The sequence below is a fragment of the Paraburkholderia sediminicola genome (assembly GCF_046027355.1).
Classification (GTDB): Bacteria; Pseudomonadota; Gammaproteobacteria; order Burkholderiales; family Burkholderiaceae; genus Paraburkholderia; species Paraburkholderia sediminicola_B.
On the sequence record NZ_JAQQEK010000003.1, the window covers coordinates 374,680 to 392,227 of the forward strand.

The following is a 17,548-nucleotide window of genomic DNA, read 5'->3' on the forward strand; positions in this document are numbered from 1 at the left end:
CGCGCCGGATGCGCGGGCCGGTGAAAATCTTTCGTGATTAATGCGGTTTTTCTTGACTGCGTTTTTTGCTGGCTTTCGTACGCGGTTCACGCGCCGTCCCGTAACTCGGCGACGTTCGATGCCCGCGCAAAGAGCCGCGCCGCCAGTTGCGCGAAGGTCGGTGCGGCGAACACATCGGCGATCTCCAGTGCATGACCGGCGGCTCGCGCGGCATCGACGAAGCGCACGACATCGAACGAACTCGCGCCCGCTTCGAACAGGTCGTCGTGATGCGCGGGCGTGTTGCCTTCGAAGAGATCGCTCCAGACGCGTTCGAGCGCCTGGGCGCGCTGCGATGCTTCGTCGTGAGAGGTCGCGTTTGTCTGCGCGCTGGTCGCAAGGCTCGCGGACTTCAATGCAAAGCGCGCCGCCGAAGCACCCAATTGTTCATGCGGCGCGTCCACGAATTGCTGCACCACGTCCAGATAGTCGGCGGTCAGTACCTCGACGAAGCGGCCGTCCACCAACTCGTTCGCGTACGAGAAGGCGCCAGTCACGCGTCCGTCGGCATGCTCGACTACATCCAGTTCCAGTTCGAACACGACTCGATGCCGCACGTCGTTGAAATCGTCGAGCGTGAGGCCGGCCCAGTCGCGTTCCGCTGTCCCGGCCGGGCGCAGGTAATTGAACATCACTGAGAACAAAGGATTGCCGGCTTCGGCGCGAGAAGCGCGCAATGCCGCGACCACATCGGCGAAAGGCGTGTCCGCGTGCGCATAAGCAGCCAGCGCGGCGTCACGGACTTCGGCGAGCAGCGTTGCCGGCGTGTCGGTTTTCGCGAGACGCGTGCGTACGACAACGGCGTTGATGAAGAGTCCGAGCGCGCGGCGTGCAGCCTCGCCGGTCAGTTCGCGCGTCGAGGCGAGAACGCCGACCGGTTGATCGGTGGCGCCCGTCGCCCGATAGAAGGCTACGTTCAGCGCGGCGTGCAGCAACATGGGCAAGGTCGCGTGAACTTCGAGCGCCATCGAGCGGGCGCGGCGCACGAGCGCCGGGCTGAATTCGAACGCGAGACGGCCGGCGCTCCAACTCGGCGACGCCGCGCGACCCGACGACGGCGACGGCAGCACGTGTGACGGCGCATCGGCCAACGCATCGCGCCAGAACGATAAACGCGCTCGCGACGCGGCGATCGGCAGGACCAGATCCTGATGCGAAGCCGAGCCCAATACCGAAGCTCTCGGCGACGCGCCTCGCACGATTGCGACATAAGTGGTGCGCACGTCATCGAGCCATAGATCGATCGACTGACCGTCCGACACGATGTGATGCACGACCAGCGACAACACATGATCCTGCTCGGCAAGGCGCAACAAGCGCACACGCCAGAGCGGCGCATCGTCGAGCAGATGGAATGGCGTGAGCGCGTCTTCGTCCGTCAGTGCGACAGCGGCGCTCTCGCGGAGAGCATCAGCCGGATCGCCCGACAGGTCCACCACCGGCAATTCAAACGGCGTCGGACCGCCGACTCGTTGGCCCGGCAATTGACCTTCACGTTCAACGAGCCGCACACGCAACGCCGGATGTCGCGCGGCCGCTTGAGCAAACGCTTCGCGCAATGTATCGACATCGAGCGCACCACGCAGACGCAGCGCGACAGGAATGTTGTAGGCCGCGCTATCCGGTTGCGAGCGCCACAGGAACCACAAGCTCAATTGCGCGGAAGAAAGCGGCAGCACGCCGTTCGCGTCCGCTATGGGGTGTGAATTCGAAGCGCCGCTCAAAGCTTCGTTGCCCGCATCGGCCACCGCCTCGCTGCGTGCCGCCGCCATCACCCGCTGCGCGTATTGCGCGAGCGTCGGTGCTTCGAAGAGCGTGCGGACCGGCACATCGCGCGCGAGCCGCTCGGCCACGCGCGTCGCCACGCGAACCGCCGCGAGCGAATGGCCGCCGAGTTCGAAGAAATGATCGGCGCGGCCGACGCGCTCCACGCCCAGCACTTCGCGGAAAATCTGCGCAAGCGCGGTTTCGAGCCCCGCTGCGGGCGCCTGATAGGCACGCGCGACACGCTGCGGTTCCGGCAGCGCGGCGCGGTCCACCTTGCTGTTGGCATTGCGCGGCAACGCGTCGAGCACGACGATATGCGCGGGCACCATATAGTCGGGCAACGTATGACGCAAATGCGCGTCGAGTTCGGCCGCATCCGCGCGCGTGCTGCGTTCACGCGCTTCGGCGCTCAATTCGACATACGCCACCAGCGCCGCTTGCGTGCCCTTGCCATGTACGATCGCTACAGCTTCGCGCACGTCATCGTGCGCGGCGAGCTGTGCTTCGATCTCACCCAGTTCGATCCGCAAGCCGCGCAGCTTCACCTGATGATCGACGCGGCCGATAAAGTCGAACACGCCGTCCGCGCGCCGCTTGACGAGGTCGCCCGTACGATAGAGCCGCGCGCCCGGCGCGCCGAACGGATCGGGCACGAAGCGTTCGGCCGTGAGCGCCGGCCGGTCGAGATAACCGCGCGCGACACCCACGCCCTCACCGCCCAGATACAACTCGCCGATCACCCCGACCGGCAGCGGGTTCAAGCGCGCATCGAGCACATGCGCGGAACGCGCGCCGACCAGCGTGCCGATCGGCAGATAGGCGCTGTCCGCGAGCTTCGCGGTGTCGTCGGTCGGATAGAACATCCACAGCATCGGCGTGATGACGGTTTCAGTCGGCCCGTAGCCGTTGACGATGCGCGCATTCGGAAACGCCCGGCGCATCAGCGCGAACGCTTCACGCGAGGTGGCTTCACCACCCACCGTCAGCGAACGCAAGCTCGGCGGCGCACCGTGCGCGAGCGCCCACTCGGCGAGTTGCGTTGCGCAACCGGGCGGCACGTAGGTCATGGTCACGCCTTCGCGCACCATCATCCGGCAGGTTTGCGCGGGCGGCCACAACGTGTCCGCGGTGATAGCCACGGCCGCACCGTACATGTACTGCGAGAACCAGCCTTCATGCGCGCCGTCGAAATTGACCGACTGGAACAGCAGGAACACGTCACGCTCGCCTGCGCCATAGCGTTCCGCGATCGCCGCGCAATGTAGTGCAAACGAACCGTGATCGACCACCACGCCCTTCGGCTTGCCCGTCGAACCGGATGTATAAATCACGTACGCCGCCTGATGCGGCGACACGCGCGGCAACTCGACATCCGCGTCAGCCTGCGGTTCCTCGTCGATCAGCCACAACCGCAGACGATCCGACTCCGGCAACGCGGCGAGACTCGCGCGTTCCGTGATGACGTGCGTGATTTGCGCATCGTCGAGAATCTGCGCGAGGCGCTCACGCGGATGGCTCGGGTCGAGCGGCACGAACGCACCGCCCGTTTTCAGCGCGGCGATCAGACCAACCAGCAGATCCACCGACCGGCTCAACGCCACGCCGACCCTCATCTCCGCACTCACGCCTGCTGCGACAAGTCGTTGTGCCAAACGCGCGGCTTGCGCATCCACTTCGCCGCGCGTGAGCGAGCGATGCATATCAGCGACGCCGCGCGCGTCCGGCCGCGCGCTGGCGTGGTCGGCCACACGCTGATGCACCGGCCTGAATGCCGTTTCATACGGGAGCGCCGTGCTATTCCATGCGTCGAGTTGTGCGCGCTCCGCTTGCGGCAGCCATTGCAGATCTCCAACCGCGGTCGCAGGCGCTGCCGTCGCATTCGACAGCAACTCGATGAATCGCGCGGCGAGGCGCTCTATCGCATCGGCGTCGAACAGATCGAGCGCATAGATAAAGTACGCATCGATCGAACCGTCGTCCCGTTCCTCGAAGCTCAGCGTCAAATCGAACTTGGCAAACGGCGCGCCTGAAGGCAATTCCGTCATGCGCACTTCCGCGAGCGACGGCAGACGGCGCCGCGCGCCATAAGCGGCCATCACCTGAAACAGCGGATGATGACTCGCGCTGCGCACCACGCCGAGCGCTTCGACCACCTGTTCGAACGGCATGTCCTGATGCGATTGGGCATCGATCAGCGTTTGCTGCGTCGCGCCGACCAACGCGGCGAATGGCTGCGTCGCGGGAATCGGCGTCGCAAGCGTGAGCGTGTTCACGAAGAAGCCGACGAGCCCGGCCACTTCGCCGCGTTCGCGATTCGCCGCGGGCACGCCGAGCTGAATCTGCGTTTCACCCGACGAGCGCGCGAGCAACGCGCTCAGTGCCGCCAGCAAGACGGCGAATGGCGTCGCGCGTTGCGCATTGGCCAGTGTCTTCACTTGCTGCGCGAGCGCGGCATCGAGAACGAAACGATGCCGTGCGCCACGCGCGCTGCGCTGCGCCGGACGCGGCGCCGACCCCGGCAGCATCAGCACGTCGCGATTCGCATCCAGCCGCTCGCGCCAGAACGCCAACTGACGTTCCCGTTCACCCGCGTCGAGCCAGCGGCGCTGCCATAGCGCGAAGTCGGCGTATTGAATGGGCAACGCCGCGAGCGACACCGCTTCGCGCTTCGCATACGCGCGATAAAACGATGCCAGTTCGGCCAGTATCACGTCGGCGGACCAGCCGTCGGAGACGATGTGATGCGTCGTCAGCGCGAGCCAGTGCGTGGTCGCGTCGAGACGAATCAGGTGCGCGCGCATCAGCGGCCCGAGCGACAGATCGAAGGACTTTGCTTCGTCGGTCCGTGCGATGTCGGCGGCACGCGCCTCGCGCTGATCGGCGGGCAACGCGCTCAAGTCGCTCGCGTGCCATGGGCAACGCGACGGCGCGTGCACCGTCTGCAACACGCCGTCGCCGCTTTCGGTGAAGGTCGTGCGCAGCGCTTCGTGGCGCGCGATCAGCGCATCGCACGAAAGACGCAGCGCATTGGCATCGAGCGCGCCGTCGAGCCGCAGGCGTTCGGTGATGTGATATGCCGCCGGTTCGTCAATCATCCGCGCATGCAGCCACAGACGCGTTTGCGCGAACGAAGCCGGCACGCTCGCGGTGCGCTCGGCGCGCGGTGGAATCGGCAGCACGCGAAAGTCGATGCCGGCGGCGTCGAGCTTCGTGAGAAAGGCCTTGCGCTGCGCATCCGGCAACAGCGCGAAGCGTGACGCGAGGGAAAGCAGATCCGGTTTGGCTGTGGTCATGCTGGGTTGTCTCAGTACGGGTCGGCTGGTCGACGGGTCGACATGGTGGGCGGCGTATTGGGCTTATTGCAGCTCGAATTCGTCGAGGAGTGCATCGATCGCGCTCACGGTATCGCCTGCTCCGTGCGCGTCGCGCTCGGCAAGCGCGCGATCGATCGCGGCGGCGCAGCGCTGCAACGTGCGTTCGTCGAACAAGGTGCGTAGCGGCAGGATCAGTGTCCAGTGCAGATTCGCTTGCGCGTTGGCTTGCGTCGCCAGCAGCGAATGACCGCCCAGCGCGAAGAAGTCGTCGTCGCGGCTAATCGTGTCGACGCGCAGCACGCGTTTCCAGATTTCGGCGAGTTCGCGCTCGGTGTCGGTGGCCGGTAACGCAAGGGCATTTTCTGAGGCGGCGCCGCGCACGGGAGCCGGCAATGCGTGACGGTCGCATTTGCCGTTCGGCGTGACCGGAAGCGCATCCATCGCGATCAGATGCGAAGGCACCATGTACGACGGCAGTTGCGCGCGCAAATCCTCGAACAGCGTTTGCGTGTCGAGCGAGTTGTCCGCGCCGCACGCCACGTAGCCGATCAATTGCTCGTCACGCACGATGACCACGGCGTCATGCACGCCCTGTGCAGCACGCAACAGCGCTTCGATTTCGCCGGGCTCGATACGCTGGCCACGCAATTTCACCTGTGTATCCATGCGGCCGAGATAGTCGAGCGCGCCGTCCGAGCGGCGGCGTGCAAGGTCGCCGGTTCGATAGAGCCGCGCGCCGCGCGAGAACGGATCGGGGACGAAGCGTTCCGCCGTCAGCGCGGCGCGGCCGAGGTAGCCGCGCGCCAGTCCCACGCCGCCCAGATACAGTTCGCCGATCGCCCCTTGCGGCAGCGGTTGCAACGCCGCGTCCAGCACGTGCAGTTGCAGATTCGCAATCGGATGACCGATCGGCACGGACGCCGCATCGGCATCGCGCGCATCGCACGTCCAGTACGAAACGTCGATGGCGGCTTCGGTCGGGCCGTAGAGGTTGTAGAGCCGCGCGTGAGGCAATTGTTTGGCGACGCGCGCCACCAGTTCCGGCGCGAGCGCTTCGCCGCTGGCGATGATTCGCTCGATGCTCGCGCAGCGCGCCGCCGCGCGGAAGTCTTCCAGATGGGCGACGAAGGCCGCGAGCATCGACGGGACGAAATGCAGCGTCGTGACACGGTGTGCTTCGATTGCTGCAACGAGTCGAGCCGGATCGCGATGGTCGCCGGGCGCCGCAATCGCGAGCTTCGCGCCGACCGCGAGCGGCCACACAAACTCCCACACCGATACGTCGAAACCGAACGGTGTCTTGTGCAGTACGACGTCGTTGGTGTCGAGTCGATACGCGTCCTGCATCCACGCAATGCGGTTCGCCAGCGCGCGATGCGTATTGCCCGCGCCCTTCGGCTTGCCGGTTGAACCGGACGTGTAGATCAGGTAAGCGAGCTGATCGGGCGCGACTGCCACGGGAGCGCTGAGCGTGAAGTCGGCGCCGCGTAATGCGTCGACGGTCAGGATTTTTACGCTTGTGCTTTCGACCGCTGCCGCGACGCGTTCCAGCAGATGCGGCTGCGTCAGCACGACTGCGGGTTTCGCGTCGTCAAGCAGATACGCGATGCGGTCCGGCGGATAGTCCGGATCGATCGGCAAGTAAGCCGCACCCGCTTTGAGCACGCCGATCAGCGCCACGACCATGTCGAACGAACGCTCGATGCACAGCGCCACTGCCGTGTCCGCGCGCACGCCTACTTCGATCAGCGAAGCGGCGACGCGATCGGCGTTCGCATCGAGTTCGCCGTAGCTCATCTGCTGCGTGCGTCCATGCGTGTCGACGAATTCGAGCGCGATCGCATCGGGTGACGCCACCGCCTTCTGTTCGAACTGGCGATGCAGCGCCTGCTGCTGCGTGTGCGGCCACGCTTGCGTGGTCGAGTTGAAGCGGCCCAGCGCGGCCAGCTCGTCGGCGGTGGAAATCGAAATCGTGCCGAGCGGTGCGTCCGGATCGGCGATCAAGCCCGCAAGGCACGCGGCAAACGCACGATGTAACGCGACGACGCGGGCTTCATCGAGTTGTGCGGCGTCGTAGCCGTAATCGATCGTGAGGGTCGTGCCCGCTTCGATCACCAACGTGAGCGCGAAATCGGTCGCTTCGATATTGCGCAACTCACGCAGCTTGAGCGCGCGCTCGTCACGTCCTTGCCATGCTTCATCCACGGGATAGTTTTCGAACACAACCAGCGTGTCGAACAACGCGCCACCGCCTTGACCAGCCCATTGCTGGATTTCGTACAGCGGCGTATGCGCGTGCTCCGCGGCCGCAGCATTCTCGCGCTGCAAATCATGCAGCCATGCCGATGCCCGGCGTTGTGGCAGCGGCGCAGTAATCACCGGCAGCGTGTTGATGAAAAGCCCCAGCACGGTGTCGACGTCCGGCAACGCATCGGGACGGCCGGCGACGGTCGCGCCGAATGCGACGGCCGTGTGATGCGTCATCCGTTGCAGCGCGATTGCCCACGCGCCCTGCACCATCGTGTTGACCGTGACCTTCAGACGGCGCGCGGTGTCGGTGAGACGTGCCATCGTCGCCGCATCAAGTGACTTACGCCGCGTGAGATGTTGCGGCTCGCGGTGGCTTGCGGACTCACGTTCGGCAACCAGCGTCGGTTCGTCCAGCAGCGCGAGACGTTGCAGCCAGAACGCGCGTTCGCTGTCGGCGTCGCGTGCGGCCAGCCACGCGATAAAGTCGCGATAGCGCGTCTTCGCGGGCGCCGCGAATGGTTGCGGACGCGGTGGCTCGATATAGTCGCGCAACACGTCAGCGAAGAAACGCGCCGTGCTCCAGCCGTCGAGCAGCAAATGGTGACGCGTCCAGACGAGACGCCATGCGTCGTCCGTGATGCGGATCAGCGCAACGCGCATCAACGGCGGCAAGGTCAGATCGAAACCGCGCGCACGGTCGGCACTGAGCCACGTTTCGAATGCATCATGCGCGTCCGTGCCGTGCTCGCGCCAATCGAGAATCTCAACCGGTATGCGCGCCTGGCGATGCACGATCTGCATCGGCGTCGCTTCATCCGGCGTGAAGCCGGTCCGCAAAATGTCGTGACGTGGCACGGCGGCTTCGAATGCCGCGCGCAGGCGTTCCACGTCCGGCTCGATCAGCGTCGCGACCAGTTGGTTCACGTAGGTGGATTGCTCGGGCGCGAACAGCGAATGAAACAGAATGCCGTGCTGCATCGGCGAAAGCGGATAAATGTCGTCGATGGTGCGCAAATCGAGCGGCACGCGCTCCAGCGCGGCCTGCGTCAAGCCGCGCACACGCGCGAGCGGATAGTCGCCTGGCGTTGCACCACCGCCGCGTTGCGCGAGACGCGCCGCGCATGCGGCGTTCAATTTCGCGAGCGCGCTTTCGAAGCGCTGCGCGATGGCTTCCACCGTGGCGCGCTCGAATTGCGTCGTGCCGTAGACCCAATGGACCTTGAGCGTGCGCGTGGCGTCGCCGTCGATATAGGCGTGAATCGCCAACGCGTTGCCGAGCGGACCCGCCGGATCGCGTTCTTGTCCCGCGCCGCCGAAACGTGGCACAAGCGCCGCATCGCGCGGCGCGTCGAACTGGCCGAGATAGTTGAACGTCACATGCGGGCGCGGTACGGCGGCGAGCGCGGCGCGCGTCGCCGTGTCGCCGTAGTGGCGCAGCACGCCGAAGCCGAGGCCTTTATTCGGCACTGCGCGCAGCGTGTCCTTGACCGCGCAGAGCGTGGCCGCCGGCGTACTTTCAACCGTGAACTGCACCGGATAGTGACTCGTGAGCCAGCCGGGCGTGCGGCTGACGTCGACGTCGTCGAACAAGGCCTCGCGGCCGTGGCCTTCGAGTTCGATACGGCACACGGGCATGTCGAGCGACTGCGCCAGCGCCGCGATCAGCAGTTCGATCATCTGCGTGCGGTAAGCGGCATTCGCTTCTGTCAACGCGGCGCGCGTCAGATCGGCGCCGATGGTCTGGATCACGGATTGCGCGTCGGCGTTGGCCGCCTTGGCTTGCGGACGGTCGAGCGGCAGATCGTCGTAGGGCGCGGCGAGCGCGGCCCAATACGATATTTCGGTGGCAAACGGCGAGTTCGCGGTGTCGAGCGAGGCGCGTGCGAGCCGCGCCGCCCATTCCTGCGCGCGCGTTCCCGTCGACGCAAGGCGCACGCTGCGACGCTCGCAAGCGGCGCGATAGGCGGCGTCGAGGTCGTCCAGCAGCACACGCCACGTCACACCGTCGACGATGATGTGGTGGATCGCGAGATAGAGCTTCGTCGTGCCGTCGGGCAGCAGCGCGGCCAATGCGCAGACGAGCGGGCCGTGCGTCAGATCGAGCGTGCTTTGCAACGCGTCGAATTGGGCCAGTGCGTCGGCTTCGTCGCGTGCGGAAACTGCGGCGAGCGGCAGTGTGTCGAATGCGCGCTCGGCCAGAGTCAACCGCCATTCACCTTGCGAACCCACACGCATGAAACGCTGGCGGAAAATGTCGTGGTGCGTCAGCAACGTTTCGAAAGCGCGCGCGAACGCGTCGAAGTCGAACGGCGCTTGCGTGTCGAGTTCGATGGATTGATTCCAGTGACCACGCCGCGGAATATCCAGTGCGAAGAAACGCAGTTGCGCGGGTGTGAGCGTGGCGGCTTGCTCAGGTTTGGATGGCGCGGCTTGCGCCTTCGATGCGCCCAATGAAGGCTGCGCAGCAACGTCCACCGTCGTCGCGACACGCGCGAGTTGCGCGAGCGTGGGCGCATCGAACAGTTGCTTCGGTGTGAAGCGCACGCCGCGCTTGCGCGAACGGGCGATTACCTGCAACACCAGAATCGAATCGCCGCCCAGCTCGAAGAAGTTGTCGTCGCGGCCCACGCGTTCGGCTTTGAGCACATCCTTCCAGACGGCGGCAAGGGTTTCTTCCGTTGCGCCTTGCGGCGCATCGCCCGCGGCCACCGACGACGCCGGTGCAGCCGCCAGCGCCCGCAATGCCGCGCGATCCACCTTGCCGTTGGCGGTCACCGGCAACGCGGCGACATGCTGCAACACGGCCGGCACCATGTAGTCCGGCAAACGCGCGCTCAACGCCGCGCGCAACGCGGGTTCGTCAAAACGCGCACCGCTCGTCAATGCGACGAACGATGCCAGACGCAAACGCCCTTCATGCTCCACGGCAAGCGTTTCGGCCTGGGCGATACCGTCGAGCGCTCGCAGTGCCGCACTGACCTCGCCGGGCTCGACGCGGTAGCCGCGAATCTTTACCTGATCATCGTGCCGGCCCAGAAAATCCAGCCGACGGTCGGCGCGCAGTCTCACGCGGTCGCCCGTTCGATAGAGACGCTCGCCCGGCGCGAATGGATTCGGAACGAAGCGCTCGGCGGTCGCGGCGGCGCGATTCAGATAACCGCGCGCCAAACCCGGTCCGCCGAGATACAACTCACCGATTGCACCCGGCGGCACGCTGGCGCCTTGGCTGTCGAGCACGCAGGCATAGGCGTTCGGCAATGGCAGACCGAGCGGCACGGCGTGTGCGCTCAGCGCATGCAATGCGGCTTGCGCTGGCGAAGACGTGTCGCACGTCAATGCGCCTACCGTTGCTTCGGTCGGGCCATAGTGATTGATCACGCGACAGGCCGGCTTCAGTGCCGCGATCCGCTCGACCAGCGACCACGGCAGCGTTTCGCCGCCGGTCACCAGCGCATGCGCGGGCAGCACGTCAGCCGGATGCTGCGCGTCGAGCAGCGCGTGCAGGTGGCTCGGCACGATCTTGAGAATGCCGACGTTGCGCGTACGCATTTCGTAGGCGAATCGATCGGGATCGAATGCGCATTGCGCGGGCAATAGATGCAGCGTGCGGCCCGAGCACAGCGCGCCGAATAGCGTCGTATGACCGAGATCGGCGGCGACGGTGGAGACCATTGCCATCGACGCGTCAGCGGCGAATGCGAGTTCATCCAGCATGCCTTCGACGTAGTCGGCCAATGCACCATGCGAGATGACAACGCCTTTCGGCGTGCCCGTCGAACCGGACGTGAAGATCAGGTAGGTGGCTTGGCTCGCCAATAGCGGCGTGTGCAATGCGGTTGCGGTTGCGTCACCCACGCTCGCTGGCGATGAAGCCTGCGTGAGCGTATCGAAATCGAGCGCGGTCGCTGCGCCTACAGTCGTGACGTCCTTACTCGTTGTCAGCAACCACCGCGCGCCACACGCGTCGACTGAAGCAGTGAGACGCTCATGCGGCGCGGCAGGATCGAGCGGCACGACGTACGCGCCGGACTTCATCACGCCAATCAGCGCGACGGCAAAGCGCACCGAACGCTCGATACACATGGCCACCGGCTGCTCCACGTCCACCCCGCGTTGGCGCAAGGCAAACGCGATACGGTCCGACGCCGCATCGAGTTCGGCGTAAGTGAGTTGCGTGTCGGCATCCGCGAGCGCCACGCGATGCGGCGTTTCACGCGCATGCCGCGCGAACAGCGCGAGGATGTTGTCGGCCGCAGGCTTTAACTGCCGGCCGCGTCGCGCGGCTCGATATTCTGCGCTATCCGCGCAATCCAGTTCGGCAATCGCGCGCTTCGGATCGCGCACGGCATCGGCGACGAGCGCGGCGTAGCTGTGCAGCCACGCGTGAGCGGTCGCTTCGTCGATGCCGTCGAGCGCATAGGCGACGACGAGTTCGATGCCGCGCGGGTCATCGGTGAAATCGAGCGCGTAGTCGAAACGGGCGGCGAGATCCAAACCAGGCGACATGCGTACCGAAGCGCCCGGCAACTCAGCCGACAGTTCAAGATCGAACTGCTGCGCGAACTTGACCTTGAGCCAGGCATCGCCGCGCCGCACCGGCGGCTTGACGGCGTCGAGCACCTGATCGAACGGCACATCCTGATGTGCGAACGCATCGAACGCGGAACGGCGCACGCCGTCGAGCAATTCAGCGAACGATTGGTCCGGCGCGACACGTGCGCGCAGCGCGAGCGTGTTGAGGAAGAGACCCACCAGCGGCGCGGTCTCCGCGCGCTGCCGATGCGCGATCGGCGCGGCCACGACGACATCGGTCGCGCCGGTCAATCGGTAAAGCCAGGCGTCGAAGGCGGCGAGCAGCACCGTGAATGGCGATGCCTGCGCGCGTCGCGCAATGTCGCGCACGGCTTCGGATAGCGCTGCGGGCAAACGCAGCGCGAGGCGGCCGCCGCGATAGTCGTGCTCCGGCGAGCGTGGCCGGTCGAGCGGCAATGCGAGCGCTTCGGGTGCATCGCGCAACGCGGCGCGCCAATACGTCAGTTGCCTTTCGCCTTCGCCGGCCGCGAGCCAGTCGCGTTGCCATTGCGCGTAGTCGGCGTACTGGACAGTCAACGTGGGCAATTGCGGCTCGCTTCCCATGGCGAAAGCGGCATAGGCGGCCCGCAGTTCGTCGAAGGCGCAGCGAGAACTCCAACCGTCGCTGATCGAATGATGCGTGGTCAACAGGAAGCGTTGCGTGTCGTCAGTGAGCGTCACGAGCGCGGCGCGCACCAGTGGACCTTTCGACAGATCGAACGCCGCGCCGACATGCTGTTCGGTCAATTCCGCCAGTTGCGACGCGCACTCGGCCTCCCCGCAGGCACGCAAATCGATTTGCGCGACTGGCACTGCCAAGCGGGCGTGAATGCGCTGCACGACGATGCCGTCGTCGGACTCGACCAGCGTCGTGCGCCACGCCTGATGACGCGCGATCAAACAATCGAGCGCGCGTTGCAGCGTGCCGATATCGAGTGCGCCCTGCACATCCCATTGCACGGCAACGTGATAGGCCGCGCCAGCGTCCTGCGTTTGTGCGAGTACCCAGAACCGCTGTTGCGCGAACGACGCAGCGCGGTCGACGAACGGTGCGTCGGCAGTCTGCACCACCGTAATGGCATGCGAACCCATCGACGTTTCAGTCTCACTGGCGTCGATCAGACGCGCCAGCGTTTCGAGCGGTTGATCGTCGAACAATGTGTCGAGCCGCAAATTCACGCGCCATTCGATACGGATCGCCGCCTGCAATTGCATCGCCGCGAGCGAGTCACCGCCGCGTGCGAAGAAGCGGTCGCCGCAGCCGATCGGCGCCGGGTCGCTCAACAGGGTTTGCCAAAGCGCGGCGAGGCGCGTTTCGGTGGCGGTTCCAGGCGCGACGTGATTCGCATCGACGACAGCCGGCATCGTGGCAATGAAGTCGCGCAATGCGGCGCGATCGAGCTTGCCGTTCAACGTATACGGCAGACGCTCGAAGCGCACCAAACGATGCGGCATCCAGGCCTGCGGCAAATGCGCGGCGAGATGCGCTTGCAGCGCGGCGTCGTCGAGAGTGTCTTGCAGCACGACGCACGCGATCAGTTGCGTTCGGCCATGAGCAGATTCGGCCAGCACACCCGCGTCGGCCACCGCCGGATGCGTCAGCAGACAAGCCGCGATCTCGACGGGTTCGACGCGCACGCCGCGCACCTGAACCTGATCGTCGATGCGGCCGAGATAATCGAACGAGCCGTCCGCGCGTTCACGCGCGAGGTCGCCAGTGCGATAGATACGTTCGCCCGGTTCGCCACTCGGGTCCGGCAGAAAGCGTTCAGCCGTCAGCGCCGCGCGGCCATGATAGCCACGCGCGAGACAGACGCCGCCGAGCAGCAGTTCGCCGCTTTCGCCCTGTTGCGCCGCGCCGTCGATGCGCGCCACGCGCCGCCCGATCGGCCAGCCGATCGGCAGCGACGCAAAACCATTACCGTCCTCGAGCGCCGGCCTCATGCCCGGATCGACGGGCCACAACATCGGCGAGATCACCGCCTCGGTCGGGCCGTAGCCATTGACAAGACGCACCGACGGGAACACGCGGCGAATCTCGTCGAAACTGTCTTGCGACATCGCTTCGCCACCGAACAGCAGCGTGCGCAGCGAAGGCGGCACGCCGAGACGCTCGCAAACGTTCGCGAACTCGCGCACATAAGCCGGCGGCAGCGTCGTATTGGTGATGCCTTCACGCAGCATGAACGCATGCGTGGTTTCCGGCGCGAACGGCGGCGGGTCGCTGATCACCACGCTACCGCCGACGGCAAGCGGTACTAACCATGCCTCAATGGAAACATCGAAATTGACCGAGGCGAAATGCAGCACGCGATCATTGGCACCGATCGGCAACGAGTCGGCGAGCGCTTCACCATGCGCGGCAAGCGGTCCATGTTCGACGGCCACGGCTTTCGGCGTGCCGGTCGAGCCCGACGTGTAGATCATGTAGGCCGCCGCGCGCGGATGCACCGGCGTGTCTTCTTCATCGCCGTCGAAACGAGGCGCCGTCGCACCTGTCGCAGCAGCGCTTGCGACGTCGAAGCATTGCGCGAAACGCGCGCGCATTGCCGCATCGGCGGAACCGTCGACGATGCCGTGCATGAGCCCCGCATCCCGTGCGACCCAATCGAGGCGCGCCGCCGGATGCCGTGGATCGAGCGCGACAAACACGCCGCCCGCCTTCAATACAGCGAGCAAGGCGACGAACAGATCGCAGGATCGCGCGACGCAAACCCCCACGCGCACTTCAGTCGTCACACCCGCCGCGCGCAGTCGCGCGGCAAGCCGCGCCGCGCGGCTATCCAGTTCGCCGCGCGTCAGCCGCACGGTATATGGCGTGAAAGACGCCAGCGCGGGCGCATCGGGATCGATGCGCGCCATGGCGCGGATCTGGTGGTGCAACGCAATCGGGAAGTTCGTCATGGGCATGAAATCCGTTAGAACTGGCCGCCTTGGCCAAGTCGCAGGCCGCAATGGGCCGCTTCATTGGTGTGACGATCCGCGCTCGCAAATCTTTACCGCGTAGGTGTTTTTATTTGGACTGCATCTTTTTGATGTGGCGGATGAACGCGCACGGTAAATGTTTGCTTCGGCCATTCGTCTATCAAGCGAGGGGCGTGTCTTTGCGCCCCGCTGAATGGCCGCCTGCCCGCATGCGCCGCCATTCGCCGATCCATTGCGACCCACTGCGACACATTGCCGATGACCGCTGCCAACGAGCGCTACGACGCGCCACCCTCGTCTGCTTCACCTCCCTCCAACTCCGCGGGCAAACCCGCCATGCGCCTGATCGTGGCGCTGCTCAAGCGTTCTCGTGGCTCTTTCGCGATCGCGCTGACTGCCTGCGTGCTGAACGGCATCGCCAGCGTGCTGCTCGTGGCGACCTTGAGCCGTGCGCTGTCGCAAACGGGCGTCGTCGATATGTCGCTCGCGATGCGTTTCGCGTTGTGCGCGGTCGTCGCTCTCGTCACGCGCGTGATCACCGGCGTGCTGTTCGCGCGCCTCTCGCAGGACACGATGGCGCAGTTGCGCGAACACGTCGCGCGGCGCGTCGCCGAGGCCGAGTTGCGCGATGTCGAACGAATCGGCGCGGCGCCCGTGCAGTCCGTACTGACCGACGACGCCACCAACGTATCGATGCTGTTCTTCGCGCTGCCCAATCTGGTGATGCATGGCTCGATCGTGTTCGGCTGCCTCGGTTATCTGGCGTGGCTGTCGTGGCCGGTCTGCCTGCTCGCGGTGGCTGCGATCCTGGTCGGCTCGCTCGGCTACCACGCCAGCGACAAGCGCGCGATCGCCTCGCTCGAAGCCGCGGGCCGCTCGCAGGACAAACTGTTCGGCTATCTCGGCGCGCTCTTCACCGGCGCGAAGGAACTAAAGCTGCATCAGGCGCGTTCGCGTCAGTTCGTGGACGGCCAGCTGGGCTCGGCCATCGACGAAGTGCGTGACCATCGGCGCAAGGCGTTCAGCGCCTATGCGGTCGGCGTCGGCTGGATCGTGTTCCTGTTTTATGTGTTTCTGGGCGTCGCGGCGTTCTGGCCGGCACTCGGCGTGCACGCCGGTGCGCCGTCGGCATCGGGCTACGTGGTGGTGTTCCTGTTCATGCTGCTGCCGCTGGACGGTTTGCTCAACAACGTGCCGACGCTGAATGCGGCGCGCGTCTCGCTCGATCGCATCGAGAAGGTGATGGGCGAATTCGGTGCGCTGCGCACCTCGCCGCCACCCGATGAAAACGCTTCGCATGCGCCGTACCGCACGCTTACGCTTAGCAATGTCACGCACTCGTACTTTCATGAGCGTGACGAGCGGATGTTCCGCGTCGGGCCAGTCAATCTGACGTTCAGGCCGGGCGAACTGGTGTTTATTGTCGGCGGCAACGGCAGCGGCAAGACGACGCTCGCGAAAGTGCTCACCGGACTCTACGAACCCGAAGACGGCACGATCGAACTGGACGGCAAGCCGGTCGGCTTTGCCGAGCGCGCCGCGTATCGTCAGCGCTTCACGGCCGTGTTCAACGATTTCCATCTGTTCGACGCGCTGCTCGGCATCGTCGATCCGAACGACGCCTCGCGCGCGCAGGCGGATGCGCGCGCCAACGCGCTGGTCGCGAAGCTCGCGCTCGATCACAAGGTGCAGGTCGTGAATGGTGCGTTCTCCACGCGAGCGCTTTCCACCGGGCAGCGCAAACGCCTGGCGTTGGTCGTCGCGTATCTGGAAGATCGGCCGTTCTATCTGTTCGACGAATGGGCCGCGGATCAAGACCCGCAGTTCAAAGCGGTGTTTTATGAACAACTGCTCCCGGAACTGCGGTCGCGCGGTAAAACCGTGCTGGTGATCAGCCATGACGACCGGTACTTCCATCTCGCGGATCGGGTGTTGAAGCTGGAGAATGGCAGTATCGTCAGTGAGACGCATGGTTCGGCGCAAGCGGTGCTGAGCCCGGTAGTGGCTAATGGGACGATGGGGTGATGGGATGATGGCCGGGCCGAGGTAGCAGCTCAGGGTGCCGGCGACCGCGCGCCATCAGACCGTTCGGCCGCAAACGTATGGCGAGGGCGCTCGAACGGTCGCCCAGGGAATCATCATTCCGGCCTTGATTTCACAGGATCAGCGCTTTCAACCAGTTCCCTGCCGACCAGTTCCAGCTTCAGCGGCGCATCCGCCGACAGCTTCTTCTTCGGGATCACACGACGCCAGGTCCCATTCGAATCGGGAGCGCGATAGAACGCGGCGACGCCCACGTATTCCGTGTCGGGCTGCATCGCCTGCGACACGCTTGCTGAAGCGCCGGGGCTGACCACCGTCGCAATGCTGGCCTGCAGATCCTGCGCAAGCACGGTCTTGTCGTTTTTCAGCAGATCGTCATACGAGGCCTTGTCGAAGAGCTTGCGATCCTTGAGCTGGTACACACGCACAGCCACTGACGTCGAGCGCATTGCTTCATCGGGGTTGACCGAAGCGCGCGCGGTCAAATCGACGTTCAGCACCTTGACCTGTCTGTAGAAGACCGCGTGATACGCGCTCGAAGTCGAGTCCGACACGGTCTGCCATGCGCCGCATGCGCTGAGCAGCAGACTGGCGGCAAGGAGGGTCGTGATTATCGTGGCCAAGTGGATAGGCATAGA

The 17,548-nt window shown here is 65.4% G+C and carries 4 protein-coding genes; 1 reads left to right on the plus strand and 3 read right to left on the minus strand.

Translation table 11 applies throughout. The annotated features are described in order from the left end of the window. Positions 1-86 precede the first annotated feature (86 nt). Positions 87-5,099 carry a non-ribosomal peptide synthetase gene (locus tag PQR42_RS07605; protein WP_408493601.1) on the minus strand — a complete coding sequence of 1,671 codons (5,013 nt, stop codon included), beginning with the start codon at positions 5,097-5,099 and terminating at the stop codon, positions 87-89. A gap of 63 nt (positions 5,100-5,162) precedes the next feature. Continuing rightward, entirely contained in the window at positions 5,163-14,846 is a 9,684-nt protein-coding gene (locus PQR42_RS07610) for a non-ribosomal peptide synthetase (RefSeq protein WP_408383189.1), read from the minus strand. A 279-nt stretch (positions 14,847-15,125) separates the two neighbouring features. Between PQR42_RS07610 and PQR42_RS07615 the strand changes: the two genes are divergently transcribed. After that, complete coding sequence (locus PQR42_RS07615) at positions 15,126-16,892, plus strand: cyclic peptide export ABC transporter (protein WP_408493602.1); 1,767 nt, start codon at positions 15,126-15,128, stop codon at positions 16,890-16,892. Between the two features lie 113 nt (positions 16,893-17,005). On the opposite strand, the gene tssJ is transcribed toward PQR42_RS07615, so the two are convergent. Next, entirely contained in the window at positions 17,006-17,545 is a 540-nt protein-coding gene (gene tssJ, locus PQR42_RS07620) for a type VI secretion system lipoprotein TssJ (protein WP_408383185.1), read from the minus strand. Positions 17,546-17,548: the final 3 nt, after the last annotated feature.

Bases quoted from the DNA above. Each gene is read 5' to 3' on its own strand.
- PQR42_RS07605 (WP_408493601.1), bottom strand. From the start codon at position 5,099: ATGACCACAGCCAAACCGGATCTGCTTTCCCTCGCGTCACGCTTCGCG.
- PQR42_RS07610 (WP_408383189.1), bottom strand. From the start codon at position 14,846: ATGACGAACTTCCCGATTGCGTTGCACCACCAGATCCGCGCCATGGCG.
- PQR42_RS07615 (WP_408493602.1), top strand. From the start codon at position 15,126: ATGACCGCTGCCAACGAGCGCTACGACGCGCCACCCTCGTCTGCTTCA.
- tssJ (WP_408383185.1), bottom strand. From the start codon at position 17,545: ATGCCTATCCACTTGGCCACGATAATCACGACCCTCCTTGCCGCCAGT.